Source organism: Amycolatopsis sp. A133 (assembly GCF_031082405.1).
Taxonomy (GTDB): domain Bacteria; phylum Actinomycetota; class Actinomycetes; order Mycobacteriales; family Pseudonocardiaceae; genus Amycolatopsis.
The window spans coordinates 12615-37701 of sequence record NZ_JAVHJU010000023.1; the positions used below are offsets into that span (position 1 = coordinate 12615).

24 protein-coding genes, 1 tRNA gene and 1 pseudogene are annotated in these 25087 nt (G+C 69.5%); 17 read left to right on the forward strand and 9 right to left on the reverse strand.

Translation table 11 applies throughout. The annotated features are described in order from the left end of the window. The first annotated feature begins 62 nt into the window (after positions 1 to 62). The 10 genes from Q5425_RS17720 to Q5425_RS17765 are packed head-to-tail and all read left to right on the forward strand — an operon-like array spanning position 63 to position 8558. On the forward strand, positions 63 to 608 hold the full coding sequence (locus Q5425_RS17720) for an SAF domain-containing protein (RefSeq protein ID WP_308673347.1): 546 nt from the start codon (positions 63 to 65) through the stop codon (positions 606 to 608). Then, complete coding sequence (locus Q5425_RS17725; RefSeq protein ID WP_308673348.1) at positions 605 to 1411, forward strand: hypothetical protein; 807 nt, start codon at positions 605 to 607, stop codon at positions 1409 to 1411. Before Q5425_RS17720 ends, Q5425_RS17725 begins: the two co-directional genes overlap by 4 nt. Then, complete coding sequence (locus Q5425_RS17730) at positions 1401 to 2753, forward strand: CpaF/VirB11 family protein (protein ID WP_308673349.1); 1353 nt, start codon at positions 1401 to 1403, stop codon at positions 2751 to 2753. The genes Q5425_RS17725 and Q5425_RS17730 overlap by 11 nt, the downstream gene beginning before the upstream one ends. After that, the gene (locus tag Q5425_RS17735) at positions 2750 to 3610 is read left to right on the forward strand and encodes a type II secretion system protein (protein ID WP_308673350.1); all 861 of its coding nucleotides are present in this window, start codon (positions 2750 to 2752) and stop codon (positions 3608 to 3610) included. The genes Q5425_RS17730 and Q5425_RS17735 overlap by 4 nt, the downstream gene beginning before the upstream one ends. Beyond that, positions 3607 to 4449 carry a type II secretion system protein gene (locus tag Q5425_RS17740; protein ID WP_308673351.1) on the forward strand — a complete coding sequence of 281 codons (843 nt, stop codon included), beginning with the start codon at positions 3607 to 3609 and terminating at the stop codon, positions 4447 to 4449. Before Q5425_RS17735 ends, Q5425_RS17740 begins: the two co-directional genes overlap by 4 nt. Before the next feature lie 13 nt (positions 4450 to 4462). Then, positions 4463 to 4657 (forward strand): hypothetical protein, encoded by a 195-nt coding sequence (locus Q5425_RS17745; protein WP_308673352.1) that lies wholly within the window; start codon positions 4463 to 4465, stop codon positions 4655 to 4657. Next, a complete protein-coding gene (locus Q5425_RS17750) occupies positions 4657 to 5025 on the forward strand; it encodes a hypothetical protein (protein ID WP_308673353.1) in 369 nt (122 codons plus the stop codon). Before Q5425_RS17745 ends, Q5425_RS17750 begins: the two co-directional genes overlap by 1 nt. Further along, positions 5022 to 5438 carry a hypothetical protein gene (locus Q5425_RS17755; RefSeq protein ID WP_308673354.1) on the forward strand — a complete coding sequence of 139 codons (417 nt, stop codon included), beginning with the start codon at positions 5022 to 5024 and terminating at the stop codon, positions 5436 to 5438. The genes Q5425_RS17750 and Q5425_RS17755 overlap by 4 nt, the downstream gene beginning before the upstream one ends. After that, on the forward strand, positions 5435 to 5839 hold the full coding sequence (locus Q5425_RS17760; RefSeq protein ID WP_308673355.1) for a pilus assembly protein TadG-related protein: 405 nt from the start codon (positions 5435 to 5437) through the stop codon (positions 5837 to 5839). The genes Q5425_RS17755 and Q5425_RS17760 overlap by 4 nt, the downstream gene beginning before the upstream one ends. A gap of 10 nt (positions 5840 to 5849) precedes the next feature. Further along, complete coding sequence (locus Q5425_RS17765) at positions 5850 to 8558, forward strand: LysM peptidoglycan-binding domain-containing protein (protein WP_308673356.1); 2709 nt, start codon at positions 5850 to 5852, stop codon at positions 8556 to 8558. Positions 8559 to 9179: 621 nt separating this feature from the next. Here the strand turns inward: Q5425_RS17765 and Q5425_RS17770 are convergent. Then, positions 9180 to 9788, reverse strand: coding sequence for a hypothetical protein (locus tag Q5425_RS17770; protein ID WP_308673357.1), 609 nt, complete (start codon positions 9786 to 9788; stop codon positions 9180 to 9182). A gap of 15 nt (positions 9789 to 9803) precedes the next feature. Here Q5425_RS17770 and Q5425_RS45745 point away from each other — a divergent pair. Then, positions 9804 to 10256: pseudogene (locus Q5425_RS45745) on the forward strand (recombinase family protein); the annotation flags it as partial. A 620-nt stretch (positions 10257 to 10876) separates the two neighbouring features. Here Q5425_RS45745 and Q5425_RS17780 read toward each other — a convergent pair. Next, positions 10877 to 10950, reverse strand: a tRNA-Leu gene (locus Q5425_RS17780). Positions 10951 to 11125: 175 nt separating this feature from the next. On the opposite strand from Q5425_RS17780, the gene Q5425_RS17785 reads away from it, so the two are divergent. Together Q5425_RS17785 and Q5425_RS17790 are read left to right on the forward strand one after the other, a co-directional pair. Then, complete coding sequence (locus Q5425_RS17785) at positions 11126 to 11740, forward strand: ANTAR domain-containing response regulator (RefSeq protein ID WP_020646628.1); 615 nt, start codon at positions 11126 to 11128, stop codon at positions 11738 to 11740. 34 nt (positions 11741 to 11774) lie between these two features. Continuing rightward, a complete protein-coding gene (locus Q5425_RS17790; RefSeq protein WP_396135186.1) occupies positions 11775 to 12299 on the forward strand; it encodes a hypothetical protein in 525 nt (174 codons plus the stop codon). 45 nt (positions 12300 to 12344) lie between these two features. On the opposite strand, the gene Q5425_RS17795 is transcribed toward Q5425_RS17790, so the two are convergent. The 5 genes from Q5425_RS17795 to Q5425_RS17815 all read right to left on the reverse strand — a co-directional run bounded on the left by Q5425_RS17795 (position 12345) and on the right by Q5425_RS17815 (position 17172). Then, positions 12345 to 13058 (reverse strand): ABC transporter ATP-binding protein, encoded by a 714-nt coding sequence (locus tag Q5425_RS17795; protein WP_308673359.1) that lies wholly within the window; start codon positions 13056 to 13058, stop codon positions 12345 to 12347. Further along, positions 13048 to 13812, reverse strand: a complete 765-nt coding sequence (locus Q5425_RS17800) for an ABC transporter ATP-binding protein (protein WP_396135189.1) — start codon at positions 13810 to 13812, stop codon at positions 13048 to 13050. Before Q5425_RS17800 ends, Q5425_RS17795 begins: the two co-directional genes overlap by 11 nt. 5 nt (positions 13813 to 13817) lie before the next feature. Next, positions 13818 to 14945, reverse strand: a complete 1128-nt coding sequence (locus Q5425_RS17805; protein WP_308673361.1) for an ABC transporter permease subunit — start codon at positions 14943 to 14945, stop codon at positions 13818 to 13820. Continuing rightward, positions 14942 to 15904 (reverse strand): branched-chain amino acid ABC transporter permease, encoded by a 963-nt coding sequence (locus Q5425_RS17810; protein ID WP_308673362.1) that lies wholly within the window; start codon positions 15902 to 15904, stop codon positions 14942 to 14944. The genes Q5425_RS17805 and Q5425_RS17810 overlap by 4 nt, the downstream gene beginning before the upstream one ends. A gap of 110 nt (positions 15905 to 16014) precedes the next feature. Then, positions 16015 to 17172 carry a branched-chain amino acid ABC transporter substrate-binding protein gene (locus Q5425_RS17815; RefSeq protein ID WP_308673363.1) on the reverse strand — a complete coding sequence of 386 codons (1158 nt, stop codon included), beginning with the start codon at positions 17170 to 17172 and terminating at the stop codon, positions 16015 to 16017. A 550-nt stretch (positions 17173 to 17722) separates the two neighbouring features. Here Q5425_RS17815 and Q5425_RS17820 point away from each other — a divergent pair. After that, positions 17723 to 18493 carry an alpha/beta hydrolase gene (locus Q5425_RS17820; RefSeq protein WP_308673364.1) on the forward strand — a complete coding sequence of 257 codons (771 nt, stop codon included), beginning with the start codon at positions 17723 to 17725 and terminating at the stop codon, positions 18491 to 18493. Here the strand turns inward: Q5425_RS17820 and Q5425_RS17825 are convergent. Together Q5425_RS17825 and Q5425_RS17830 are read right to left on the reverse strand one after the other, a co-directional pair. Beyond that, entirely contained in the window at positions 18459 to 19430 is a 972-nt protein-coding gene (locus Q5425_RS17825; protein ID WP_308673365.1) for a LysR family transcriptional regulator, read from the reverse strand. The genes Q5425_RS17820 and Q5425_RS17825 overlap by 35 nt on opposite strands. A 4-nt stretch (positions 19431 to 19434) precedes the next feature. Then, positions 19435 to 19875, reverse strand: a complete 441-nt coding sequence (locus Q5425_RS17830; RefSeq protein WP_308673366.1) for a hotdog fold thioesterase — start codon at positions 19873 to 19875, stop codon at positions 19435 to 19437. A 62-nt stretch (positions 19876 to 19937) separates the two neighbouring features. Here Q5425_RS17830 and polA point away from each other — a divergent pair, with 62 nt between their 5' ends. From polA to Q5425_RS17845, 3 genes are all read left to right on the forward strand, one after another. After that, complete coding sequence (gene polA / locus Q5425_RS17835) at positions 19938 to 22679, forward strand: DNA polymerase I (protein WP_308673367.1); 2742 nt, start codon at positions 19938 to 19940, stop codon at positions 22677 to 22679. A 157-nt stretch (positions 22680 to 22836) separates the two neighbouring features. Beyond that, positions 22837 to 23364 carry an EF-hand domain-containing protein gene (locus Q5425_RS17840; RefSeq protein ID WP_308673368.1) on the forward strand — a complete coding sequence of 176 codons (528 nt, stop codon included), beginning with the start codon at positions 22837 to 22839 and terminating at the stop codon, positions 23362 to 23364. Between the two features lie 102 nt (positions 23365 to 23466). Continuing rightward, positions 23467 to 25068 carry a serine protease gene (locus Q5425_RS17845; protein WP_308673369.1) on the forward strand — a complete coding sequence of 534 codons (1602 nt, stop codon included), beginning with the start codon at positions 23467 to 23469 and terminating at the stop codon, positions 25066 to 25068. Positions 25069 to 25087: the final 19 nt, after the last annotated feature.

A 25087-nucleotide genomic window follows, 5' to 3' on the forward strand; every position in this document is an offset into this window, starting at 1 on the left:
CATCGCCTGCGCCAGTTCCACTCCGGCCGCCGCGTCGTCGCCGGTCCAAGCTGCTCGTCCTGATGGGTGTAGTGCTGTCGGCGGTCTCGGCCGCGGGCATCGTCTGGATTTTCCGGGCGACGGACGACGCAGTGGCCGCGGTCGGTGTCGCTCGGCCGGTTCGCTACGGCGAGGTCATCACCGCCGAGGCGCTGCGCGAGGTCCAGGTCCGGCCGGACCCAGGCCTCCGGCCGATGCCGTGGGATCAGCGGTTCCAGATCGTCGGGCGGACGGCCCCGACGGACCTCGAGCCGGGCGAGATCGTGACGCCCGACGCGGTCGCAGGCTCGGCCACGGTGCCGGGCGCCGGGCAGCAGCTGATCGGCGTGCCAGTGAAGCCCGGCCAGCTACCCGCCGCGCCGTTGCAGCCGCGTCAGCCGATCCTTCTGGTCCCTGCCGGTGCCGACGCATGGCCGCCGGTCCGAGGCGCGGTGATCAGCGTGAGCGATCGCGATGCGACCTCGACGCAGGTGGTGGACGTCGTCGTGCCGGAAGCGAATGGCGTGCAGCTCGCCTCGCGGGCATCGGCTGGCGGCGTCGCAATCGTCGTGCTGCCGAAGGATCGGTGATCGACGTGTTGATCTCCTTCATCTCGGTGAACGGCAGCCCGGGCGTCTCGACGGCTGCGATGGCGCTGACCTGGGTCTGGCCACGCCACGCGGTGGTCGCCGAGTGCGACCCGACCGGTGGACGCGCGCTCGGCGTGTTCGACCCGGACGGCAGCCACAGCCGGACCGGAGTCTTCGAGCTGATGCTGCAGGCGCGGACCATGCCGCTGCACCGGGCGATGTCGAGCCAGCTGCTCGTCCTGCCGGACGGTACCGGCCGGCACCACCTGCTGGCCGGAGCGAGTTCTCCGCGAGAGGCCGACAGCCTGGATTGGCGCCGCTTGACCTCGCTGTTCCTGGACCTGGAGACGGTCGACGTCCTTGCCGACTGCGGCCGGTTCCGCAGCCGGGCGACGCCGACTGCGGTGCTGTCCGAAGCCGACCTCGTCGTCGTGGTCGTGCGCAACTGTCGCGGTTCGCTGCAGACCCTCGTGAAAGCCGCGGGCGTACTCCGAGAGGAGCACGGCATCTTCGACAACGAAGGGCTCGTGGTCCTGATCACCGACCCGGATTCCCGAACCCATCAGCGCTTTCCGCACAGCGAGATCGGCAAGGAACTCGGCCTGCACGTCGTCGGCGCGCTGCCTTGGGACCCGACCTGCGCGGCGCAGTTCACCGACCTGCACCGGCCCGGCCGGAAGTTCGAGACATCGCCCCTCCTGACCCACGCTCGCCAAGCCGCCGACGAGATCGGCCGCCGCGCGATGGAGCGCATGAGCTGGCTGCGGAAGCCACCACCGGTGGTGAACGGCCATGTCCGTTGACGTCGCCGCGTTCGCGGACCTCGACGAGATCGTCGACCGGGTGCAGCAGCGCTTGGCGCCGCTGGTGCAGCAGAAGATCGCGTCGGGAGAACGGGATGAGCGGGCGGCCGCGGAGATCCTGCTCGACGACGTCCTCGCGACGGTGATCAAGGAGTGGGCCAGCTCCGGGCGGCCGTTCCTCGACTTCGAGCAAGAGCTGGCGATCCGGTCGGCTGTGCTGGCCGAGATGTTCGGCCTCGGCCGGCTCGAGGCCCTTCTGGTCGACGACGAGGTCGAGAACATCGACATCATCGGCAGCGACCCGGTGTGGCTGTCCTACCACGACGGCCGTGTCGGCCGGGCCCCGCGGATCGCCGCCACCGACGAAGCTGTTGTGCAGTGGCTGCAGCGGGTCGCCGCCCGGATGGGCCGCACCGAGCACACGATCAACGACGCCCGCCCGCTTCTCAACATGGAACTCCCCGGCGGGGAACGCCTGGCCGCGGCTATCGGCGTCACCGACCGCCCGCACATCTCGATCCGACGGCACCGGCTGCCGACCGCGGGCCTGGAGGCGCTGCGGCAGCGCGGCATGCTCTCGACCGCTCAGCTGGCGCTCCTGCGCGCGGCGGTCCGGGCGGAGAAGAACATCGTCATCTGCGGTCGGCAGAAGGCCGGGAAGACGACGTTGCTGCGGGCGTTGTGCTGGGAGGTTCCGCCCACCGAGCGCTTCGCAACGTTGGAGACCGAGTTCGAGCTCGGCCTGCACCGCCATCGTGACCGGTTCCCCGCGGTGGTCGCCTTCGAGGAGCGGGAGGGCAACACCGAGCGCTGGGAGAACGGTAGGCCGGTCGGTGGCGTCGACCTTCCACGGCTGGTGTGGCAGTCGCTGCGGATGCACACCGCGCGGACGGTCGTCGGGGAGGTCCGCGGGAGCGAGATTGTCCCGATGCTCAACGCGCTCGCCGCCGGCGGTGCCGGTTCGTTGTCCACTCTGCACGCGCGCAGCGCCGCGCAGGCCATCCACCGCATGGTCCTGCTCTGCCTGGAGGCGAACGCGGCGTGGACGCCCGAGTTCGCCTACGAGGTCGTCGCCAACACCATCGACCTGATCGTCCACGTCGACCTGGTGCACGTTCCTGGCCGTCTCGATCGCCACATCGCCGAGATCGTCGCTGTCGAGCCAGGGGAGTACGGGCGACCGGCCCGCACGTTCCTCTTCGCCCCCGCGGAGGGTCGGCGTTCCGTGCCGACCGGGAACCTGCCGACCGACATCGAGGACTACGAACGTGGTGGCTTCGACCGCAGCTGGCTGACGAGCAGCGGCGACGGCGGCTGGCTGACCGATCGGAGCCGGCGATGACCGAGTTCGTCCTGACCCTGGCCGGCGCGGGTGCAGGCCTGGGCCTCACTTTGGCCGTCCTCGGCATCCACGGTCTTGAGCCGAACAACGTGCCGGCGTTCCGGCGCGGCCGACGATTCCTCGCCTGGTGGTCGGCCCGGCGACGCAGCTCAGCACGATGGACAGTGGCCTGCGGCGCGGGCGCGCTCGTCTGGCTGGTCAGCGGCTGGCCGGTCGCCGGACTCGCCATCGCCACAGCCGGTGTCTTCCTGCCGTGGCTGTTCGGCGCCGGCAAGCTCGCCGCCGAGCGGATCGAGCGGCTGGAGGCGCTCGAGGACTGGCTGCGACGCCTCGCGGACGTCCTGCGCGCGGGCAACGCCGGCCTTGTCGGCGCGCTGCAGGGGTCGGCTCACGACGCGCCGCTCGCGATCAGTCCCGAAGTCACGACGCTGGGGCAGCGTCTGCGCAGCTGGGACGTCGCGGACGCCCTCCTCCAATTCGCCGACGACCTCGACGACCAGATTGGTGACGCCGCCGCGGCCGGCCTCTGCGTCGCCCATCGGCAGGGGACCGGCACCGCCGAGCTCTTGACCACCTTGGCCCGGCAGATCGCCGCCGACGTCGCGGCCCGCCGGGACGTCGAGGCCGAGCGGGCCCGGAGGCGGTCCGCCGCCCGGATCCTGCTCGGGCTCTGGGCCGTGATGTTCGTCGGCTTCGCCGCCTTCGGCAGCGACAGCTATACCTCGGTCTACAGCTCGGTCGGCGGACAGCTGGTGCTCGCTGGGGTGCTCGGCGTCGTCGGCGTTGCGGTGGTGTGGCTGCGTCGGCTCGGTGTCGAACCTCCGGCAGCGCGATTCCTCCGCCGGGAGCGACCATGAGCACCGAAGCAGCGCTGATCACCCTGGCGATCGTGGCGGCGGTTGGCGTGACGCTGGTTGTGGCGGCCTTCGCGCCGACGCGGCCACGGCTCGCCGACGTGCTCCACGAGACGCCGCAGGGACTACGCCATGGTCTCGTCGCACGGGCGGACCGGCTGAAGCTCATCGCGAAACCCGTTGACCTCGCGCTAGTCGGCCAGTCACGGGAGTCCTTTGTGGTCCAGCGGGTCGGCTTGCTGCTCGTCGGTGCCTTGTGGATCCCGGTTCTGACCGTCGTCCTGGCGCTGGTCGGTGCTGCGCCGCCTATCGTGCTGACCGGTGCGGCGTCCGTGGGATGCGCGCTCCTGGGCTGGCAGCTGCCGGTGATCATGCTGAACGGCAAGGTCAAGCACGCCCGGGCAGCGTTCGCCGGCGCACTCGCGGCCTACTGCCGGCTCGTCGCGCTGGGACGGCTCGGCGACCGCGGACCGGTCGAGGCCCTGCGCGCCCCAGCCACCCTCGGCTCGGGCTGGGCATTCCAGCGGATCAAGCTGGCCATCGACGAAGCCACCCTGCGCGGCCGGATGCCCTGGGACGGCTTCACCGAGCTGGCTGAGGAAACCGGCGTCCGCGAGCTAAAGGACATCGGGCACATCATCGCCGCCGCCGGCCAGGACGGCGCTGGCATCGTCGACACCCTCCGCGCCAAGGCCGCCGCCCTGGACGAGAAGCAGCTCGCCGACCGCAAGACCGGCTCATCGGTCCGCTCGGACCGCATGGACATGCCCGTCGCCCTGCTCGGGCTGGCGTTCATCGCTTTCCTCGCGTTCCCCGGCCTCTACCTGATGCTCCACACCTGAAAGGGAGAAGATCATGCTCGGCAAGATCACGTTCTGGTGGCTTCACATCCAGGCCAGGCTGAGCCAGTTCGCCGACGAGGGCGAGCGCGGCGACGAGAACATCACCAAGGCGTTCTACGCCGCACTCGGCATCACCGTCGCCACGCTGATCGGCGCCGGCATCACCGCCTTCGTCAACGGCAAACTCCCGCTGATCGGCGGCCACTGATGCTGGCGGGTGAGCGCGGCGACGACAACGTCGCGGCCATCATCTTCAGTGCCATCCTGCTGGTCGCTTGGGCGATCCTGCAGGTCGCGGTCGTACTGCTCGGCCGCAGCGTCGCGCTCGAAGCCGCCCGCGACGGCGTCCACGCGGCGCGGCTCCCACCGGTGGACACCGCGGCCGCTGCCTCGGCAGCGGCCGGCTATGTCACCCGAGCCACGGGCTCATGGCTGAACGAGGTCGCCGCGCACGCCGAGACCGACGGACGCAACGTGTCGGTGACGGTCACCGGGGAAGCTGTGTCGCTGGTGCCGTTCGCGCAGTTTCCGATCAGCCAGACCTCGTCCGGCCCGATCGAGGAGCTGCGGCCGTGAAGCCGTCTGAGCGGGGCGACATCACCATCGAGGCGGTGGTCGGAATTGTCGCACTCTTCCTGATCTTCCAACTCGGCCTGGTCGGTCTTCGCGTGCTTGTCGCCGACGCGGCCATCGACGATGCAGCCCGCGCAGCAAGTCGGGCAGCATCGATCGCTCACGACGGCCGGGCCGCAGCGATCACGGCGGACCGGCGCGCCCGCGCGGTGTTAGCCGAGCAGAAGTTGACGTGCAGGAGCCTGAACGTGAACGTGGACGCCCGCGACTTCGCCAAGTCACTCGGCGAGACCGGATACGTCATCGCCACCGTGACCTGCGTCGTGCCTCTCGTCGACCTCGTTCCGGGGATCGGCTCGAAGACACTCCGCTCGGAGTTCCGCTCTCCGATCGATCGGTACGGGGCCCGATCATGAGGTCGCTGCGCGGAGAACGCGGCTCGGCGTCCGTCTTGATCCTCGGCTTGAGCATCGCGGTGCTGGTCGGTGTCGGGTTCGCCGTCGACGGCACGCGCAAAGGCCAGGCATACTCCCAAGCCACCTCGATTGCCGAGGAAGCAGCGCGCGCCGGCGGCCAGGCACTGCGCGCCCACGCGTTGGCCGAGGGGACCGATACCGACGTCGATCCCCAGCTGGCCGTGGTCGAAGCTCAGCGCTACCTCACCGCGTTCGGTGCCGGCGGAACCGCGCGGTGGGACGGCCGACGCCTGATCGTCGAGACGACGATCACCAGGTCCACCGTCTTCCTTGGCTCGATCCGTATCCCCTCCTTCACCGTCCATGGCGTCGGAGCGGCCGTCGTGGTCTCGGCGGGGTAGGAGGAGTGCGATGCGAACGACTGCGAGGCTGTTCGCCGGCGTCGCCGCGCTGGTTGCGATCGTCGCGGTGCCGCCGATGGCGTTGTGGCACTTCCGGTCCGCTTACCTGCCTGACCGCATGCCGTCGGCGTCCGAGGTCGCCACATGGCTGACGAGCGAAGACACCGGCCAGCTCTTCCTGCTGCTGTTGGTCGGCGCGGGCTTCGTCGCCTGGCTCCAGCTGGTGGTCGCGATCGCGCTGGAAGTGGTTGCTCGGCTCCGCGGCGCCACCGTGCCCCAGTTGCCTGGCTTCGCATGGGCACAGCGCACGGCTGCGGCTCTGTTGCTCGTCGTACTGACGGGCACAGCGGCCGAAGCTACGGAGTTAGCTGGCGACGAAGCTTCGCCCACGCACGTGGTCGTCCCCGGCGACAGCCTGACGAAGATCGCCGCCGGCGAACTCGGCAGCGCCGCCCGCTACCAGGAGATCTACGACCTCAACCGCGGCGTCCGCCAGCCTGACGGCCACTCCCTCCAGAACCCCGGCCTGCTTCGGCCCGGTTGGGTCCTGCGCTTGCCGCATGACTCCGACTGCGAAGAAGTCGTCGTGCGGCCTGGTCAGACGCTGACCCAGATTGCCCGCGAACAACTCGGCGACGCTGGACGGTACCGCGAGATCTTCGACCTCAACCGCGGACGACTCGAGCCCGCTGGGCACCTGCTCGACGACCCCGACACGATCCATCCCGGCGATGTCCTGCGCATACCCCGCTCACCGAAGCCAGCCGCCGGAGGTGGCGGGGCTCCAGCAGCCGCAGTGTTCGTCCGCGTCTCCGACTCCTGCCAGCCGGCTGAACCGTCTCCGCCTCCGCCTCCGCCTCAACCCGTCCAACCGCCGGAGCCGGCTGGCAGCGAAACCCCTGCCCCGATCAGCCAGCCCTCGAAGGCGCCGACGTCGGCCGCCGAGGCGGACGACGGATCGTCGGTCGTGCTGACGAGCGTCGGTGGTGTCCTCGCCGCCGGTCTGCTCACCCTGCTGGTGATCCGGCGACGCCGCGCACAGCGGCGCCGTCGTCCCGGACACCGCATCCACATCAAAGAGTCTCGCCCGTTTGAACACGCTCTCCGTGCGGCCGAGCATCCGGCCACTGTGGATGACCTGGCTCGGGCGCTGCAAACGCTTGCGGGACACGTCGGAGACGACTTGCCGAAGCTCCGAGCCGTGGAGATCGGGGCGGAGGGGATCAAGCTTCGGCTCGCCGGGAAGAGCAAGCCGATCGAGCCGTTCGTCAAGTCAGGGCAGACAGAATGGCGCCTGGACTCGATTGCGAATCTCGACGGCGTCGACGTCCCGCCGCCGTATCCGGCATTGGTGTCCCTCGGGCACACCCAGAAGCGCGACCTCGTCCTGATTGACCTGCGAGAAGTGGGCGTCCTTACCCTCGGTGGCGACTGTGAGGCGATCGAGCCTGTCCTGCTCGCCATGGCTTGGGACCTCGCCGCGGCTCCATGGGCCGCTCGGACGCAGATCACGCTGGTCGGTGTGGGGAGAACCTCGGCCAAGGCCCACCCGGATCGACTCCGGTTCACGTCGGGCTGGGAAGACGCCATCGAGTCGCTCGAGCCCGAACCAGACCGGCCTCAGGTGCTGCTGTCGGCCATCCCGCTGACCGGCGACGTCGTGCAACGCCTTCAGCCCCTTCGCCTGGACGCCGTCGTGGCAGCTCACGACGAAGAAGTCGTGCTGCCGGGTGCGTGGCACCTCGACGTGACGAACAGGTTCACGCCGGTAGAGGTCTTGGGCGAGGACATCGAGCTGCAGAGGCTTTCACCGGCGCAGGTCGCCGAACTCGTATCAGCTCTCGCCGAGGCGGATGAGCCCAATCAGGTACTGCACTACGAATACCGGGGCGTCCCGCCGGAGGAAGAGGGTGCGCCAGAGCCGCGCCAGGCACGCGAGCCGCCAGCGCTGGTTGCGCCACACCCCACCGTGGCGGCATCGCCGTCTCTCCAGCTGCTGGGTCCGGTCCGGCTGAGCGGGGCCGACCCGCGAGCCGTGGAGGGCAAGAAGCTCAACCGCCTGACCGAGCTGGCCGCGTTCCTTGCCCTGCACCCCGGCGTGACAGCCGACGAAATCTCCCACCAGCTCGGCATGGACACCCAACCGTGGTCCGCGGCGACCCGGCAGGGCTACATCTCGCGCCTCCGCACGTGGCTCGGCCGAGACGAGAAGGGCGAGCCGTACGTGCCGAACGTCGACGCCCGTCACGGCGGCTACCGGATGTCGGACTCGTTCACCTCCGACTGGCGCATCTTCCGAGACTTGGCTCGCTGTGGTCTCGCCGACCGAGACAGCGGGGTCTCGGACCTGCAGCAGGCTCTCGACCTGGTTCGGGGGACCCCGTTCGGCAACGTCCCGGCCGGCAGGTACGCGTGGAGCTCGTGGCACCAGCGGGAGATGATCGATGCGATCGTGGACGTCGCCCACACGCTGGCTGACGCCTACCAGAAGGCCGGTGACCTCCCCGCGGCACGCCGGGCAGCCATGCGCGGCCTGCTCGCCGAGCCGGTGAGCGAGATCCTGTACCGAGACTTGCTCCGCATCGAGTACCGCGCGGGCAACCTCGCAGCCGTTCGTCAGACGGCCGACAAGCTTGCCGCCCTCGCGGCCTCACTTGACCTGGAGCTCGATGAGGAAACGAGCGCTCTGGTGAGCACGCTACTGGCCAATCGGTCGTAGCGATCAAGCTGGCCTGCCGCAATATTGAATTGTCGATCACGTCTTTCCGCATGTCTCGTTCGAGAGTTATCCCTGACGTGGGTTGCGAGACCTGTGAATCGGAGTCATGCCGGTCTCGACCCTGGTCTCGCGAACGGTCTCGGTGGTCGAAGTGGCAGTCTCGGCAGAGGAATCGGGGCGCAGTCGCGTCCCGATGGGGGAGTTGGCATCGCGCCAGAGCGGTCCCCCATGGTGTTACGATCAGGAGCATTCCCGCGGTGAGAAATGTTATTTCTCTGGCCGCATCGAGCTTGTCGGTGGAGCAAGCGCAGAAGGATTGCGCGCCCGGCTTGCTCGCGCATCGGCAGATCTTCTTCGTTGGGCTGCCGACGCGTCGTCCGCTGAACCCGCCAAGGATGCCTGATCGCCATGAATTCACCCGAGCGTGTGATCGTCAACCCTCCCGCCCCCGGACTGCCCGGTTTCGGCCAGCGTGGCCTTCACGCCGGTGTCTCGGGGCCATCGGGACTGTCCGACCACGCCGTCTCGCCCTTGGGCATGCCACTGGCCCTGCTGCGCGACGAGGTCCGCGTCGCCTTCCTGGGGCGAACCTCCACAGAGGACCAGCAGGACCCCCGCCAGTCAATCCTGCGCCAGCTGGGGAACAGCAAGACAGCCTTGCCCGAATCCTGGGTCATCGTCGCGCACTTCTACGACGTCGAATCCGGACGGATGGAACTGGACCGGCGTGGCCGTGGGGACCACTACGACCGCTTCGACATCCCCATCGCCCGCGACGGAGGCATCGCAGACCTCCTGCGGGAAGCTGCGAGACCGAACCGCAGGTTCGACGTCGTCATTTGCGAGAACATCGCGCGTGTCGCCCGCCGCGCCTTCGAGGGACTCTCGGTTGAACGAGACCTCGAGCGGTGCGAGGTCTCGCTGTTCGCCGCGAACGAGACCATCAGCGTCTCGGGCAGCCGAGCCCAGCGGATCCTGCAGCGCCGGATCAACCAGTCCGTCGCCGAGTACGAGGTCCTGAACACCCTCGAACAGTCCTGGGGAGGTACCTGCACTCACGTCCGCGAGGGCTGGAACATCGGCAAGCCCTGTTACGGCTACAAGGCCAAGGTCTTCCGGCATCCCAATCCGGCGAAAGCGGCAAAGGGATTCACCAAATCCCGCCTCGAGCCGGATGGCCCTTGCGGTGAGACGGTCACGCAGATCGCTGCCTGGGCCTACTACGACCACCTGGGCACCGACGCCATCGCGGACCTGCTAAACCAAGACCTCGTCAAGCATCCGCCACCATGCCCGCCGGACAGCCGCCGAGCCCGGGGCTGCTGGAGCAGGTCGAGCGTCAACGACATCCTCCGGAACCCCAAGTACACCGGCTACCAGGTCTACAACCGCCGGGCCACCCGGTCCCGCAAGGGCAAGCACAACGACCCGGTCAAGTGGGTCTGGTCGCCCGAGCCCGCCCACGAACCGCTGATCCCGAAGTGGATGTACGACGAGCTCATCGCACGCCGCAGGAGCAAGGAGCGCTCCAGAGCGAGCAACGAGCCGAACTCACATCCGCAGACGAAGCGGACCTACCTGTTCCGCGGCGTGATCTACTGCCCGTGCGGCCGCCGCATGGTGGGGGAGATCCGCCACGGCCGGCCCTACTACCTGTGCCGACCGAGCAACAACAACCGCGGACGGCCCGATAACTACCGGGGCCATCCGAAGACCCTCTACCTGCGCGAAGATGCACTCCTCGAAGCCGTCACCGCGTTCTTCGCCGACCGCGTCTTCGGCCAGGAACGCCGAGCGATCCTCGACGCTCAGCTGGCCGGCATGGACACCGGCGAAGCCGACGAACGCGAGGCGCAACGCGCGCAGCTGCAGAACGCACTGGACGGCCTCGCCAAGAAGCAGGAGTCGGTCCTCGAGCAAGCGATGAACGGAGACCCCGATGACGCCTTCACCAAGGCGCTCAGAGGGCGGTACAACGACCTCGAGACCCAACGCGCCGCTCTAGCCGCCAAGCTTGACGCCGTCGACGAGTCGGTCGGAGCCGAGCCGGACAAGCCGAGTGCCGAGGCTCTGTCGATCCTCGACGCGCTGCCATACCTGGCGGTGAACCTGGCAAAGGCACCCGAGGACCTCTTAAGGACCCTCTTCGAGGTGGTTCAGCTCAGCGTCCAGGTCCACGACAAGGGCGAGCATGCGACAATGACGATCACCCTGCCCGCCGACCAGGTCAGCGAGGTCGCGGGCACAGCAGAGAGGATAGGCGACCAGATGAACCCGCAAGGGACGCCCAAGGGGCGTGCCGGTGGGGTTCTGGATCGTGCCCCCGGTGAGATTCGAACTCACACTGGACGGGTTTTGAATCCGTTGCCTCTGCCAGTTGGGCTACGGGGGCGTGACGTCGTGACTCTACGGGATCACCGCCCCCGGGGCGTGGGCGGGTCGGCTGGTGTTGTGCGGGCCACTACGTGGTGAACGCCATCTCGGCAACTGGATCGTTCCCGGTAGGCTTCAGGTTCGCGGGAAGCCGCGAACCGACCACGCCCCGCCGAGTCTTCAGGAGGACCCCGGTGACCGATCAGGCTACCGAGGCCAACGGTGCCGCCACCGTGCCGCAGCGACGGGTGCTCGTCGCGGAGGATGAGGCGCTCATCCGGCTGGACCTCGTCGAAATGCTGCGTGAAGAGGGCTATGAAGTCGTCGGGGAGGCCGGGGATGGCGAGCAGGCCATCGCGCTGGCCACCGATCTCAAGCCCGATCTCGTGATCCTCGACGTCAAGATGCCCAAACTGGACGGCATCGAGGCCGCTTCCAAGATCACCGGTGACCGGATTGCGCCCGTTGTCATCCTCACCGCCTTCAGCCAGCGGGATCTCGTCGAACGCGCGCGGGATGCCGGGACCATGGCCTACCTCGTCAAGCCCTTCGCCAAGCGGGACCTCGTGCCCGCCATCGAGCTCGCCGTCAGCCGGTTCTCCGAGCTGCAGGCCCTCGAGGCCGAGGTGGCCGGGCTGACCGACCGGCTTGAGACGCGGAAGGTCATCGACCGCGCCAAGGGTCTGCTCATGAGCCGTCAGGGGCTCACCGAGCCCGATGCCTTCCGGTGGATCCAGCGGACCGCCATGGACCGGCGGACCACCATGAAGGCCGTCGCCGAAGCCGTCGTCGAAAGCATCGGGAGCTAGCCGGGAACGACGGCCGGCAGGCAGAATCACCCGGGTGAAACTCCTGCCGGCCGTCGTCGTCTTGGTGCTGGCCGCCGGCTGCCAAGCCGGACCGCCCAGCCCGCCCGCGCCCACCACCTACGAGCTGCCGCCGCGGCCGGTGCGGCCCGATGAGACCGCCCTCAAGCTGCCGCCTGTGAAGAACGGTGACACCGAGTTCACCCTGATCGGGCTGGCCGCCGGGCTGTCCAGCATCACCGGGAGCCACACCGAGTTCCCCGCCAAGGGCCAGTTCGTGCGGCTGCGGCTCGTCGTGACCAACACCGGCACCTCGAGCGTCCTGTTCGACACCAAACGGCAGCTGCTCGTCGACGACCAGGGCGTCGCGCGCCCGCCGGAAGAGCAGGCCATGCTGATCAAGCGCCAGCCCGGCCAGTTCGACCTCGGGCACGGCGTGCGCGTCGAGTTCGACCTCTACTGGGACATCCCCAAGGACCGGACGCCGGCCGCGATCAGGGCCTTCGGCGGTCCCACCATCACCGACATGAAGAACCTCACCGGCACCGACGTCAAGCTGTGAAAAAGGGGCCCGGCCGAAAGGCCGGGCCCCTTCCTTCACCAGAACTCAGACGCCGAGGTCGCCACCGAGGTAGGCGGCGCGGACCTTCGGGTCGTTGAGCAGGTCGATCCCGCGGGCGCTCTGGACCACACGGCCCGTCTCGAGCACGTACGCGCGGTCCGACAGCTTCAGCGCCTGCTGGGCGTTCTGCTCCACCAGCAGCACCGTCGTGCCGCGCTTGTTGATCTCGCGGATGATGTCGAAGATCTGCGCGATCAGCATCGGCGCCAGGCCCATCGACGGCTCGTCGAGGAGCAGGACCTTCGGCTTCGTCATCAGCGCCCGGCCGATGGCGATCATCTGCTGCTCGCCGCCCGACATGGTGCCGCCGAACTGCGTCTTGCGCTCGGCGAGCCGCGGGAACAGCTCGTAGACCTCCTCGAGGTCGGCCTGGAGGTCGTCCTTGCGGGTGTAGGCACCCATCAGGAGGTTCTCCTGCACCGTCATGCCGGGGAACACGCCCCGGCCTTCCGGTGACTGGCCGATCCCGAGCAGCACGCGCTTGTGCCCCGGGGTCTTCGAGATGTCCTGGCCGTCGAACAGGATCCGGCCGCTGGTGAGCGGCCGCAGCCCGGAGATCGTCTTCAGCGTCGTGGTCTTGCCGGCGCCGTTGGCCCCGATGAGCGAGACGATCTCACCCTCGCCGACCTGGATGCTCATGCCCTTGAGGGCCGCGATCTTGCCGTAGTGGACGTTGATGTCCTCGACCTCAAGAAGCATCTTCGGACACCCCCAGGTACGCCTCGATCACCTTCTGGTTGTTCTGCACCTCGTGCGGCAGCCCTTCTGCGATCTTCTGCCCGAAGTCGAGCACCGCCAGCCGGTCGCTGATGTGCATGACCAGGCCCATGTCGTGCTCGATCAGCAGCACCGTGCGGCCGTCGTCCCGGATCTTGCGGATCAGCGCCTGCAGGTCGTTCTTCTCCGCCGGGTTCATGCCGGCGGCCGGCTCGTCGAGCAGCAGCAGCTTCGGATCGGTCGCGAGCGCCCGCGCGATCTCCAGCCGGCGCTGGTCGCCGTAGGAGAGGTTCTTCGCGACGTTGTGCTCGACCCGGCCGATGCCGACGAAGTCGAGCAGCTCACGGGCCCGCTCACGGCCGTGCTTCTCTTCCTTGCGGTGCCACGGCAGGCCGAGCGTCGCGCCGATCGCGCCCGTCTTGTGGTGGGCGTCGACGCCCACCATGACGTTCTCCAGCGCGGTCATGTTGTGGAACAGCCGGATGTTCTGGAACGTCCGGGCGATCCCGCGCTTGGTGACCTTGAACCGCTTCATGCCGTCGATGCGGTCGCCGTCGAAGCGGACCTGGCCCTCGGTCGGCTGGTAGACGCCGGTGATCACGTTGAACACCGTCGTCTTGCCCGCGCCGTTCGGCCCGATGAGGGCGAAGATCTCGCCTTCGTTGATGCTGATGTTGACCTCGCGCAAGGCGGTCACACCGCCGAAGCGCATGGTCACGTTGTCGATTTCGAGCATGGTGTTCACTTGACGACCTCCGCCGAAGCGTCGGAGTCGGGCCCGGCCACTTCGGCACCCATGGCGCCCATGCCGCCGGTTCCTTCCCGTAGTTCGGCCTTGCGCTGCCGCGACGGCAGCAGGCCCTCCGGCCGCAGCGCCATCATCAGGACCAGCACGAAACCGAAGATGAGGATGCGGTACTCCGACAGGAACCGGAACCGCTCGGGCAGCCACGCGATGACGAACGCGCCGAGGATGACGCCCGGCAGGTTGCCGGAGCCGCCCAGCACGACCGCGGCCAGGATGGTCGCGGACAGGATGAACGGGAAGTTGTTCGGCTCGATGAACACGGCCTTGCTGGCGTAGATCGTGCCGGCGAAGCCACCGATCATCGCGCCGATCGCGAAGGCGAGCAGCTTGAACTTGAACGTCGGCACGCCCATCAGCTCGGCCGCGTCCTCGTCCTCGCGGATCGCCGCCCACGCCCGCCCGACCCGGCTCTTGTGCAGCCGCACCGAGAAGACGACGACGAGCACGATCGCGAACAGCATCAGGTAGTAGTACGGAGCCGGGTCGAGGAAGAACTCGACCCCGAAGATCGGCTCCGGGTGCGGAACGTTCGTGATGCCGCGAGCCCCGCCGATGGCGTCGGTGTTGTTCGCCGTGATCCGGACGATCTCGCCGAAGCCCAGGGTCACGATCGCCAGGTAGTCACCCCGTAGCCGGAGTGTCGGCGCGCCGAGGATGACACCGGAGATCGACGCCAGGAAGATGCCGAGCACCACCGTCGGCCAGTACGACCAGCCGTAGCTCGTCCCGATCGACGCCCAGGTGTAGGCGCCGATCGCGAAGAACGCGACAAAACCGAGGTCGAGCAGGCCGGCGTGGCCGACGACGATGTTCAGGCCGACCGCGAGCAGGATGTAGGTCCCGATCGGGAAGATCAGCACCGTCGTCCAGTCCGAGTCCGGCGACATGAACGCGCCGACCCAGGGGGCGGGCAGGATCAGCGCGAACACGATCAGGGCGATGTAGACGGCGTAACGCTGCCATTGCGGAGCGTCCGCCCACCAGTCCCGCATCCCGTCGACGGGGTGAAACCCGCTGCGCGCGGGCTTTTCGTTGCCGGTAGCCACTTCTTCGCCCTTCATGCGCGTGCCCTCTGCAGCGATTCACCGAGGATGCCGGTGGGCCGGAACATCAGGACCAGCACCAGGACGACGAACGCGGTGACGTCCTTCCAGGCCGAGCCGAGGAAGATGGAGCTCCAGTTCTCGACCAGGCCGAGCACGATCCCGCCGAGCAGGGCGCCGCGCAGGTTGCCGATGCCGCCGAGCACCGCGGCGGTGAACGCCTTGATGCCGAGCAGGAAGCCGATGCGGTAGTCGGTGTTCTCGTACTCCATGACGAACAGGGCGGCCGCGACACCGGCCATGGCCCCGCCGAGCAGGAACGTGATGCGGACGATCCGGTCGATGCTGACACCCATCAGCACGGCGGCTTCGGGGTCCTGCGCCGTGGCGCGGATACCGCGGCCGATGCGGGTGCGGCTGACCAGCTGGTCCAGCACGACCATCACGATGACCGCGCCGACGATCACGAAGACGTGGTCGGTGCGCACGACACCGTTGCCGATCCGGAACAGCTCCTCGTGCGGGACGAACCGCGGCGCGGACTGCTGGACGCGGCCGGGCTTGTCGAACAGCCACGGGATGATCTTGAGGCCGAAGGCCTCCTGCAGGAACAGCGAGGCGCCGATCGCCGAGATCAGGGCGGCGAGCCGGGTCGCGCCCTTCTTGCGCAGCGGCCGGTAGGCGAGCTGTTCGAGCACGATCGCCGAGCCGCCGGAGACCAGCGCGGAGGCGACGATCAGCAGGAGCAGGATGCCGATCATCGAGAAGATCGTGAACGGCGCCGTCGGCGCGATCGTGACGAGGATGAACAGGGACGTCATCGTCCCGATCATGAAGATTTCGGAGTGTGCGAAGTTGATCAGCCTCAGCACGCCGTAGACCATCGTGTAGCCGAGGGCGATGAGGGCGTAGATGGAGCCGGCTACCAGGCCGCCGATGGTGCTGCCCAGAAACTGGCTCTGCAGATCTTGGAACATGACGTAGTTGCCTTACCTGACGGGGCGAGGATGGTCGCCACATTGGCGGGGAGCGGAGGTGCTGTGGTCGTCCACAGCGCCCCCGCTCCCGTGAGGTGTTCCGCTATCCGTCAGCCGTTGATCTTGGCTTCGGTCGAGGCGCCGAGGTTCTTGATGACCCCGCCGACGACCTGGTACACGTAGATCGCGTTCGTCTGCGGCTCGCCGTTGTCCTTGAACTTGATCTGCTTCGACGCGCCCTTGAAGTCTTCCGTCTTCAGGAAGTCGTTGATCTTCTCACCGGTGGTGTTGCCGGCCTTGATCGCGTTGATGAGCGCGGTCGCGGCGTCGTAGCCCTCGGTGGCGTAGATCGCCGGGTCGACGTTGAACTTCGCCTTGTACTTGGTGGCGAACTCGTTGGCGGCGCCGGCGTCCGGGATGTTGCACGGGCAGCCGATGACGGCGCCTTCACCGGCCGCGGCACCCGCGCCGGAGACCAGCTGCGGGTCGAGCGAACCGTCACCGGTGGCGAAGATGGCCTTCACGCCGCCGTCGCGGAGCTGCTTGAGCAGGCGGCCGCCCTGGGCGTAGTAACCACCGAAGGTGATGACGTCCGGGTTGGCGGCCTTGACCTTCTGGACGGTCGAGGAGTAGTCCGACGCGTCCTTGGCGAACTTGTCGCGCTCGGTCGTGATGCCCTTGTCCTTGAACGTCTTCTCGAACGCGTCCGCGAGGCCGACGCTGTACTCCTGGTCGTCCGAGATGACGAAGGCGTTCTTCGGCGACTTCGCCGTGATGAGGAAGTTCGCGATGGCCGGGCCCTGGTCGTTGTCGTTCGCGACGACGCGGTGCCAGTACTTCCAGCCGTTCGCGGCGAGGCCCGGGTTGGTCGCCGACGGCGACACGCTCGGGATCTTGCCCTGCTCGAGGACGCCGCCGACGGCCTTCGACTCACCGGAGAACGCCGGGCCGATGAGGGCGGTGATCTTGTCCGTCCCGATCGCGGTCTGCACCAGAGAGGTGGCCTGCTCCGGCTTGCCCTGGCTGTCGTAGTTCTTCAGCTCGAGCTTCACCTTGGGGTTCGTGGCGTTGTACTCGTCGATGGCGAGCTTGGCGCCGTTGTTGGGCGGGATCACGATCCCGGAGTTCTCCCCGGTCAGGTCGCCCATGAACCCGATCTTCAGCGTGCTGCCGTCACCACTGTTGCTGGACGAGCCGCCGCCACCGGCGCAGCCCGCCAGCGCGAGCGACGTCGCCGCTGCGAGGGCGAGAACCCGTCCAAAACGCACTCCTGACACCGACTACCTCCCATGACCAACCATCGCCGGTAGGCGTTGCCCCCGACACAGGGGCTAGGTTAGGGCAGGAAGATATCCCTCTCGCCCGTCTTGTGCACAGGCGGCCTCACTACTCTGTGTCCACATCGTGACGATCGCAACCGACACGAATTGCACGAAAAGGCGAACGATGTTTCGCCACAGGCCGCTGCTGGTCACGCAGCGATGCTAAGCATCTCCACTCGTTCTGCGAATGGGTGACAGCCGTGTTTCGGCGGTATGTCATCGCCTATTTCGGGGACCGGTGGGTGGGCCGGTTTCCGGTGACCCGCTGTTCACCCTGACGGGGCGGCGGGGGCCCCGGCACCGCCGTAGGGATGCACCTTACGTCCGGTTCGGGCCGCCGAACGGACCACCCCCTCGCCGCCAGGTCTGCCCGAAAAGCCTCTTTCGGGCACCCGATCGTCACAACCAACGGTTGTCGTGGCCGCCGGAACGGCTGTTGGACCCACCCCGGCTCCCCGCGGTTGGCTGAGGGCAGCCGAGAGAGAAGGAGAGCGAGATGGCGGGGATGGTCGAGGGGGTCGCGGCGGGGGTGCCGTTCGTGGCGGTGCCGCCGGTGGACCCGGACGCGCCGGCGGCGCTGGTGGCGGGCTGGCACCTGATGGATGCGCCGGCCGGTGAACGAGCCATGGCCGAGGCCGTCCCGATGGCGGGCCTGCAGGCGTGGCGCGTCTACTTCGGGCTTCCGCTCTCCGGGGCGCGGCTGCCCGGAGGCGGTCCCGAGGAGGTCTTCCGGCGCGCGAGCGAGGACGCCGTGCTGAACGTGTTCGAGCCGGTGACCGAGCAGGCGGCGGCCGAGTTCCCCGCGGCGCTGGCCGAGCTGCGGGACCGGCTGCCGGGCGCGTCCGGCCCGCTCGGGGTGTTCGGCGGCTCGGCCGGGTCGATCGTGGCGCTCGAGGTGCTGGCCCGCGGCGACACCGGCATCGCGGCCGCGGCGGTGGCCAGCCCGGTCGTCCAGCTGGCGCCGGTGATCGCCGCCAACGAGCGGCGCTTCGGGGTGACCTACACGTGGACGGAGCGGTCCCGCGCGGTCGCGGCGCGTTACGACTACGTGGACCGCGCCGCCGAGCTGACGGTGCCGCTGCTGCTGGTCGCGGGGGCGGACGACGACATCGCCGTGCGCGAGCCGGCGGAGGCGCTGCACGGGAAGCTGGGGGCCGAGCTGGTGACGGTGGACGGGATGGCGCACGAGTTCCCGCCGGGGACGCCGGCCGCGGCCGGCGTCGACGCCGCCTTCACCGAGTGGTTCGCGCGGCGGTTGCGAGGCTGACGTCGTCGGCCGGCAGCCAGGCGTGTTCCGGGTCGTAGGCGCACCAGTCCTCTTCGCGGCTGGTGCGCCCGGCCACGGCCAAGAGCCGCCGCAGGGCCGGGTGTGCCTTGCCGCGGCGCCAGACCAGCGACCACGGGAACAACGGTGACGGCTCGAACGGCAGCACCTTGAGGTTGAGGTCCGGCGCCAGTTCCATGTCGGCGCCGGCGAGGGTGACGCGCCGCTTGCCGTACCGCGTCTGCTCGAGCGTGTGCCGCAGGTCGTAGCTGACGCCGGAGTCGTCGATCGGCACGCCGAACCCCTCGCACAGCTCCCGCAGGTAGGACAGCCATTCGGCGGGCCCGCCGAGCCCCGGCAGCCAGATCCCGTCGGCGCGCAGCTCCTCGAGCCGCAGCACGTCCTGCACGGCCAGGGGGTGCTCCGGGGCGAGCAGGGCGACCAGCGGCTCGAGCCGGACCGGCCGGTGCTCCAGCTCGTCCGGCAGCGGCCGCCCGCAGCCGGACACCCGGCCGAAGGCGGCGTCGAGTTCTCCGCACAGCAGCGGGTCGATCGCGTTCGCGAACCCGCGGCCGGCGACCCGGTCGATGCGCAGCCCCGGCTCGTGCGCCGCGAGCCGGCGGAGCAGGAACATGGGGGAGAGCCGGTGGTCGACGAGGTCGAGGCGCAGCGGCCGGTCGTCGGCGCCCATGGCGGCCACCGCGGCGTCGGCCACCCGCACCAGCTCGCGCGCGTGCGGGAGGAAGCGCTCGCCGTCGGCGGTCAGCTCGACCGAGCGGGGCGTGCGCAGGAACAACGGCGTCGCGAGCGCGTCTTCGAGCTTCCGGATCCGCTTCGACAGCGCCTGCTGCGTGAGGAACAGCGCCTGGGCGGCCCGCCCGAAGTGCCGCTGTTCCGCGGTTGTCACGAACGCCCGGACCTGGGCGACGTCGAGGTCCACCGGCTCAGGCGCCCGGCGGCCGGTCCCGGACCACGCAGGTGAGCCGGGCGGTGCAGGTGCGGCGGCCCTCGTCGTCGGTCAGCACGATCTCCGCGGTGATCGTGCCGCGGCCGACGTGCAGCGGGGTCGCCACGCCGGTGACGGTGCCGGAGCGGACGGCCCGGTGGTGCGTGCAGGACAGCTCCAGCCCCATCGCCGCGCGGCCGGGGCCGGCGTTGAGCGCGGCGACCGTCGAGCCCAGCGCTTCGGCGAGGACGGCGTTGGCGCCGCCGTGCAGCAGGCCGTACGGCTGGAGGTTGCCCTCGACGGGGATCGTGCCGACCACCCGCTCGGCCGTCGCCTCCAGCAGCTTCATCCCGATCTTGTCGTTCAGCTGCTGGTCCGCCGCCGCCGGGTCGATCCCCGACAGCCGCTCCACGTCGATGGGGGCGGCACTGTCCGTCACACAAAGCTCCTGTTCCTATGCGACACGTAAGAGTGTCGGACCCTCAGCCTAGACTCGGGCTCGTGAGCCCGAGTGAGAAGACGACCGTTGCCAACGCCACAGGAAACACCGGTGTCGCCGAGCGGCCCAAGCTGCTGCTGATCGACGGCCATTCGATGGCCTACCGCGCGTTCTTCGCCTTGCCCGCGGAGAACTTCAAGACGAAGACCGGTCAGGTCACGAACGCGGTCTTCGGCTTCACCTCGATGCTCATCAACCTGCTGCGCGACGAAGCGCCGACCCACCTGGCGGTGGCGTTCGACCTCTCGCGCAAGACGTTCCGCTCGGAGACCTACGCCGACTACAAGGCGAACCGCAGCTCGACGCCGGACGAGTTCCGCGGCCAGGTGGACCTGGTCAAGGAGGTCCTCGACGTGCTCGGCATCCCGTCGCTGGTGAAGGAGAACTTCGAAGCCGACGACATCATCGCCACGCTCACCACGCAGGCGACGGCGGACGGCTTCGACGTCCTCATCTGCACCGGCGACCGCGACGCGCTGCAGCTGGTCAACGAGCAGGTCACCGTGCTGTACCCGAAGCGCGGCGTCTCGGAGATGACCCGGTTCACCCCGGACGCCGTCGAAGAGAAGTACGGGCTCACCCCGCGCCAGTACCCGGATTTCGCCGCGCTGCGCGGCGACCCGTCGGACAACCTGCCGAGCATCCCGGGCGTCGGCGAGAAGACCGCGGCCAAGTGGATCCGGCAGTTCGGCTCGCTCGACGACCTGATCGACCGCGTGGACGAGGTGAAGGGCAAGGTCGGGGACGCGCTGCGGGCGCACCTCAGCGCCGTCCAGCTCAACCGCCAGCTCACCGAGCTGATCCGCGACGTCGAGCTGGAGATCGCGCCGTCGGGGCTGGAACTGCGCCCGTGGGACCGCGAAGCGGTGCACGCGCTGTTCGACGAGCTGGAGTTCCGCGTCCTGCGCGACCGGCTGTTCGCGACGCTGCAGAGCGCCGAGCCGGAAGCCGACGAAGGCTTCGAGGTCTCGGGTTCGGCGCTCGCGCCCGGCGCGCTGGGCGCGTGGCTGTCGGCGCACGCGGGCGCGGGCGAGCCGGTGGCGCTGGCCTTCCGTACCGTGGGCACGTCGGTCCGCTCCGACCTGCGCGCGATCGCCTTCGCGACGGCCGACGGCGAAGGCGCGTACGTGGACGTCACGGCCATGGACCAGGCCGACGACGCGGCGCTGGCCGCCTGGCTCGCCGAACCAGGGATCCGCAAGACCGGCCACGACCTCAAGGGCCCGCTGCACGCGATCCACGCCCGCGGCTGGGGCCTCGCCGGGCTCGCCATGGACACCGCGCTGGCCGCCTACCTGGTCCGGCCCGGGCAGCGGACGTTCGAGCTGGACGACCTCGCGCTGCGCTACCTGCACCGTGAGCTGCGCTCGGAGACCGACGGCGGCGACGGGCAGCTGTCGCTGCTCGACGGCGGCGCGGAAGGCCTGGAGCAGAAGGAGATCCAGGACGAGCTGGTCAAGGCCCGCGCGATCTTCGAGCTGGCCGGCGCGCTCGACAAGGAGCTCGAGCAGATCGGCGGCGCGAAGCTGCTCGCCGAGCTGGAGCTGCCGCTGCTGGAAGTGATCACCGAGGTGGAGATCGCCGGCGTCGCCGTCGACCTCGAGCAGCTGACTTCGCTGGAGGCGCACTACCTTTCGCGGGTCACGCAGGCCGCCGAAGAGGCGTACGCGGTGATCGGCAAGCAGATCAACCTCGGCTCGCCGAAGCAGCTGCAGGTCGTGCTGTTCGACGAGCTCGGCATGCCGAAGACCAAGCGCACGAAGACCGGCTACACCACCGACGCCGAGGCGCTGCAGGGTCTGTTCGAGAAGACCGAGCACCCGTTCCTGCAGCACATGCTGGAGCACCGCGACGCGACCAAGCTGCGCACCACGGTCGAGGGGCTGATCAAGTCCGTCGCCGACGACGGCCGCATCCACACCACGCTGCTGCAGACGATCGCGGCCACCGGGCGGCTTTCCTCGACCGAGCCGAACCTGCAGAACATCCCGGTGCGCACCGAAGAAGGCCGCCGCATCCGCGACGCCTTCGTCGTCGGCCAGGGCTACACCGAGCTGATGACCGCGGACTACAGCCAGATCGAAATGCGGATCATGGCGCACCTCTCGAAGGACGAGGGGCTCATCGAGGCGTTCAACAGCGGCGAGGACCTGCACACGTTCGTGGCGTCGCGGGCGTTCTCGCTGCCGCCGGAGGAGATCACGCCGGAGCTGCGCTACCGCGTCAAGGCGATGTCGTACGGTCTCGCCTACGGCCTGTCGGCGTACGGGCTTTCGCAGCAGCTGCGGATCTCCACCGAAGAGGCCAAGTCCCAGATGGAGGCCTACTTCGCCCGCTTCGGCGGCATCAGCGACTACCTCCACTCGGTCGTCGGCGAAGCGGCCAAGTGCGGCTACACGGAGACGATCTTCGGCCGCCGCCGCTACCTGCCGGACCTCAACAGCGACAACCGCCAGCGCCGCGAGATGGCCGAGCGCATGGCCCTCAACGCCCCGATCCAGGGCAGTGCGGCCGACATCATCAAGGTCGCGATGCTGAACGTCCACCGCGCGCTGGTCGAGGCGAAGCTGAAGAGCCGGATCCTGCTGCAGGTCCACGACGAACTGGTGCTGGAAGTCGCGGACGGGGAGAAGGAGCAGCTGGAGAAGCTGGTCCGCGACGGCATGGGCTCGGCCTACGACCTGGCCGTGCCGCTCGAGGTGTCGGTCGGCTACGGCCGGTCGTGGAACGAAGCCGCGCACTGACTGTGACATCCGGGGCTCCGCCCCGGGCCGGGGGCTTCGCCACCCGGACCCCCGCAAGCAGGTCGCTCAGCGTCACGACCCGGATCACCGGGTCGTGGCGCGGGAGCACTCGGGCGGACGTCGTCCAGCGCCGTGCGTCACGGCAATGCTGGGCGCCATGGCCAGTGACTTCCAGCGGCACAAGATCTCCGGCGTCTTCGGCGCCATGGACGCCGACCGCGACGGGTACTTGACGGAGTCCGACTTCCGGGCCCTCACCACGAGATGGCTGGCCGTCCGCGGCACCGACGCCGGCACACCGGACGGGCAGCGGCTCGCCGCCGTCATGATGGGCTGGTGGGGCACCCTGGACGACGCCGCCGGCCGCGGCGGCAAGGTCACCCTCGACCAGGTGCTGCAGGTCGTCGACGAACTCCCGAAGATGCCGGGTGCGGTCACCGGCACGGCCGCGGCGATGTTCGACGCTGTCGACGAAAACGGCGACGGCGCCATCTCCGCGGCCGAGTACCACCGCCTCATCGTGGCCTGGAACGGCGTCGACACGCCGACCGACGACGTCTTCGCCCTCCTCGACTCCGACGGCGACGGCCGCCTGTCCCGCGAGGAGTTCACCGGGCACTGGTTCGAGTTCTGGGCCGGCGACGACCCGGCCGCACCCGGCAGCCGCGTGTTCGGCCGCTACTGATTGCGCGTTGTGCCGAACGGAGGACTCCGTTCGGGTGAGCGATTACCACTGGGTAGGGAGGTCGGCGGCGGCGCGCGGCGATCACGGCGTAGGGTCCGCCGAATGGGGTTCGAGCGTGAGCGACGACGCTGGCGGGTCCGGTTGCACGACGAACTCGGCCGGGTGTGCGGTGCGGGCACGGTACTGGACGAGTACCACGTGCTCACGAGCGCGCACGTCGTCGAGACCGCCGGTGGCCCGCGCTCGGCGTTGAGCGTCGACTTCGTCGGGCTGGCCGAGGCGATGCCCGGCACCGCGACCGTCGTCGAAGGCTGCTGGGTGCCCTCCGACGGCGGCGGCCACGGCGATCTCGCCCTGCTGCGCCTGGAACGCCCCGAGTCCCGCGTGTTCCGCGCCCCGCTGCACCGCATGCCCCTCGGTGACCACCAGCTCGTCCGCGCCTTCGGTTTTCCGCCGGGTTCGGTCGGCCGCTGGACGCACGCCCGGCTCGGCGGCCCGGAACAGACCGGCGGCGAGTGGGTCCGCCTCTTCCGCACCGCCGAAGCCGAACCGCTCGGCCCCGGCTTCGGCGGCACGGCGGTGCTCGACGAGGCGACCGGCCACGTCGTCGGCATGGTCGTCGGCAAGGACACCGGCACGTGGATGGTGCCGGTGGAGACCATGCTCGGCCACCTGCCCCAGCTGAGCATCTGGACCTCCGGCAGCCCGGCCGTCGACGCGAGCTTCTCGCGTCCGGTGGGCGAGGCCGTCGACGTCTCCTTCGTGCAGCGCGTCGCCGACTGGTTCGGCAAAGCGGAGCCGGGCACCGTCTGGGTCGTCGACACCGGCGAGGCGGGCTCGCCCGTCGCGGCGGCGTTGCGGTTCGGGATCGTCCTCGCCGACCGGGAACGTTCCCTCGGCGTGCCCGGCCTGCCGCCCGCCCTCGGCGAGATGCCGCCGGCGGGCAGCGTCGACCTCGCGGTCGACGCGACCGGCCGCACCGCGGACGCCGTCCGGCACCGCATCGCCGACCGCCTCACCACCGGCGTCGCCGGCCGCACCCTGGTCGTGGACGCGATCGACGACTCGGCCGAACCCGACCGGCTCGTGGGCGAGGTGCTCGCCCCGCTCGCCGGCCGCGCGGCCGAGCTCGGTCTTCGCCTGCTGCTGGGTTTCCGGGAGGAGTCTTCGCCCGGGGTCGCGGCGGTGCGGGCGAGCACGGGCCAGGCCCGGCCGGCCGCGGACGACCTCGCCGGCCGGCTGGAGGTGCTCACCCAGGCGGTGGCGGAGCTGGCGGAGATCGAGGCGTACCAGCTGCGCGTGGCGACGCGCTTCACGGGCGTCGCGATGCTCCCGGCCCGGGCACAGCGGCTGCGCGGCGCGCTCAAGCAGCTCCGCTCGGCCGAGGTGGACGGCGACGCGGAGTGGGTCGAGCGCCACATCGACAGCCACGAGCACGCGGTCGCCCCGGCGGTCGAGGACGGCCGCCGCCAGCGCGCGGTCCTCGACGGCCTGGTGGCCCGCCGCGAGGAGCTGAGGGCCCGCTTGGCCGGCGACCACGAGCTGGCCCGCGAGTACGGCTTGGTCGGCGACCCGGAGATCGAGCAGGCGTACACCCCGGCGAAGCGGCTGCTGATCGACGGCCCCTGCGAGCTGACGGCAGCGGCGACGGCGGTCGACACCTACGCGGCGGCGGTCCGGGCCCGCATCGAGGACCGCGGCTAGCGGCTTCGGGCACCGGAAT

Bases quoted from the DNA above. Each gene is read 5' to 3' on its own strand.
- Q5425_RS17720 (WP_308673347.1), top strand. From the start codon at position 63: ATGGGTGTAGTGCTGTCGGCGGTCTCGGCCGCGGGCATCGTCTGGATT.
- Q5425_RS17730 (WP_308673349.1), top strand. From the start codon at position 1,401: ATGTCCGTTGACGTCGCCGCGTTCGCGGACCTCGACGAGATCGTCGAC.
- Q5425_RS17735 (WP_308673350.1), top strand. From the start codon at position 2,750: ATGACCGAGTTCGTCCTGACCCTGGCCGGCGCGGGTGCAGGCCTGGGC.
- Q5425_RS17740 (WP_308673351.1), top strand. From the start codon at position 3,607: ATGAGCACCGAAGCAGCGCTGATCACCCTGGCGATCGTGGCGGCGGTT.
- Q5425_RS17745 (WP_308673352.1), top strand. From the start codon at position 4,463: ATGCTCGGCAAGATCACGTTCTGGTGGCTTCACATCCAGGCCAGGCTG.
- Q5425_RS17750 (WP_308673353.1), top strand. From the start codon at position 4,657: ATGCTGGCGGGTGAGCGCGGCGACGACAACGTCGCGGCCATCATCTTC.
- Q5425_RS17760 (WP_308673355.1), top strand. From the start codon at position 5,435: ATGAGGTCGCTGCGCGGAGAACGCGGCTCGGCGTCCGTCTTGATCCTC.
- Q5425_RS17765 (WP_308673356.1), top strand. From the start codon at position 5,850: ATGCGAACGACTGCGAGGCTGTTCGCCGGCGTCGCCGCGCTGGTTGCG.
- Q5425_RS17795 (WP_308673359.1), bottom strand. From the start codon at position 13,058: ATGCTTCTTGAGGTCGAGGACATCAACGTCCACTACGGCAAGATCGCG.
- Q5425_RS17800 (WP_396135189.1), bottom strand. From the start codon at position 13,812: ATGCTCGAAATCGACAACGTGACCATGCGCTTCGGCGGTGTGACCGCC.
- Q5425_RS17805 (WP_308673361.1), bottom strand. From the start codon at position 14,945: ATGAAGGGCGAAGAAGTGGCTACCGGCAACGAAAAGCCCGCGCGCAGC.
- Q5425_RS17810 (WP_308673362.1), bottom strand. From the start codon at position 15,904: ATGTTCCAAGATCTGCAGAGCCAGTTTCTGGGCAGCACCATCGGCGGC.
- Q5425_RS17820 (WP_308673364.1), top strand. From the start codon at position 17,723: ATGGCGGGGATGGTCGAGGGGGTCGCGGCGGGGGTGCCGTTCGTGGCG.
- Q5425_RS17840 (WP_308673368.1), top strand. From the start codon at position 22,837: ATGGCCAGTGACTTCCAGCGGCACAAGATCTCCGGCGTCTTCGGCGCC.
- Q5425_RS17845 (WP_308673369.1), top strand. From the start codon at position 23,467: ATGGGGTTCGAGCGTGAGCGACGACGCTGGCGGGTCCGGTTGCACGAC.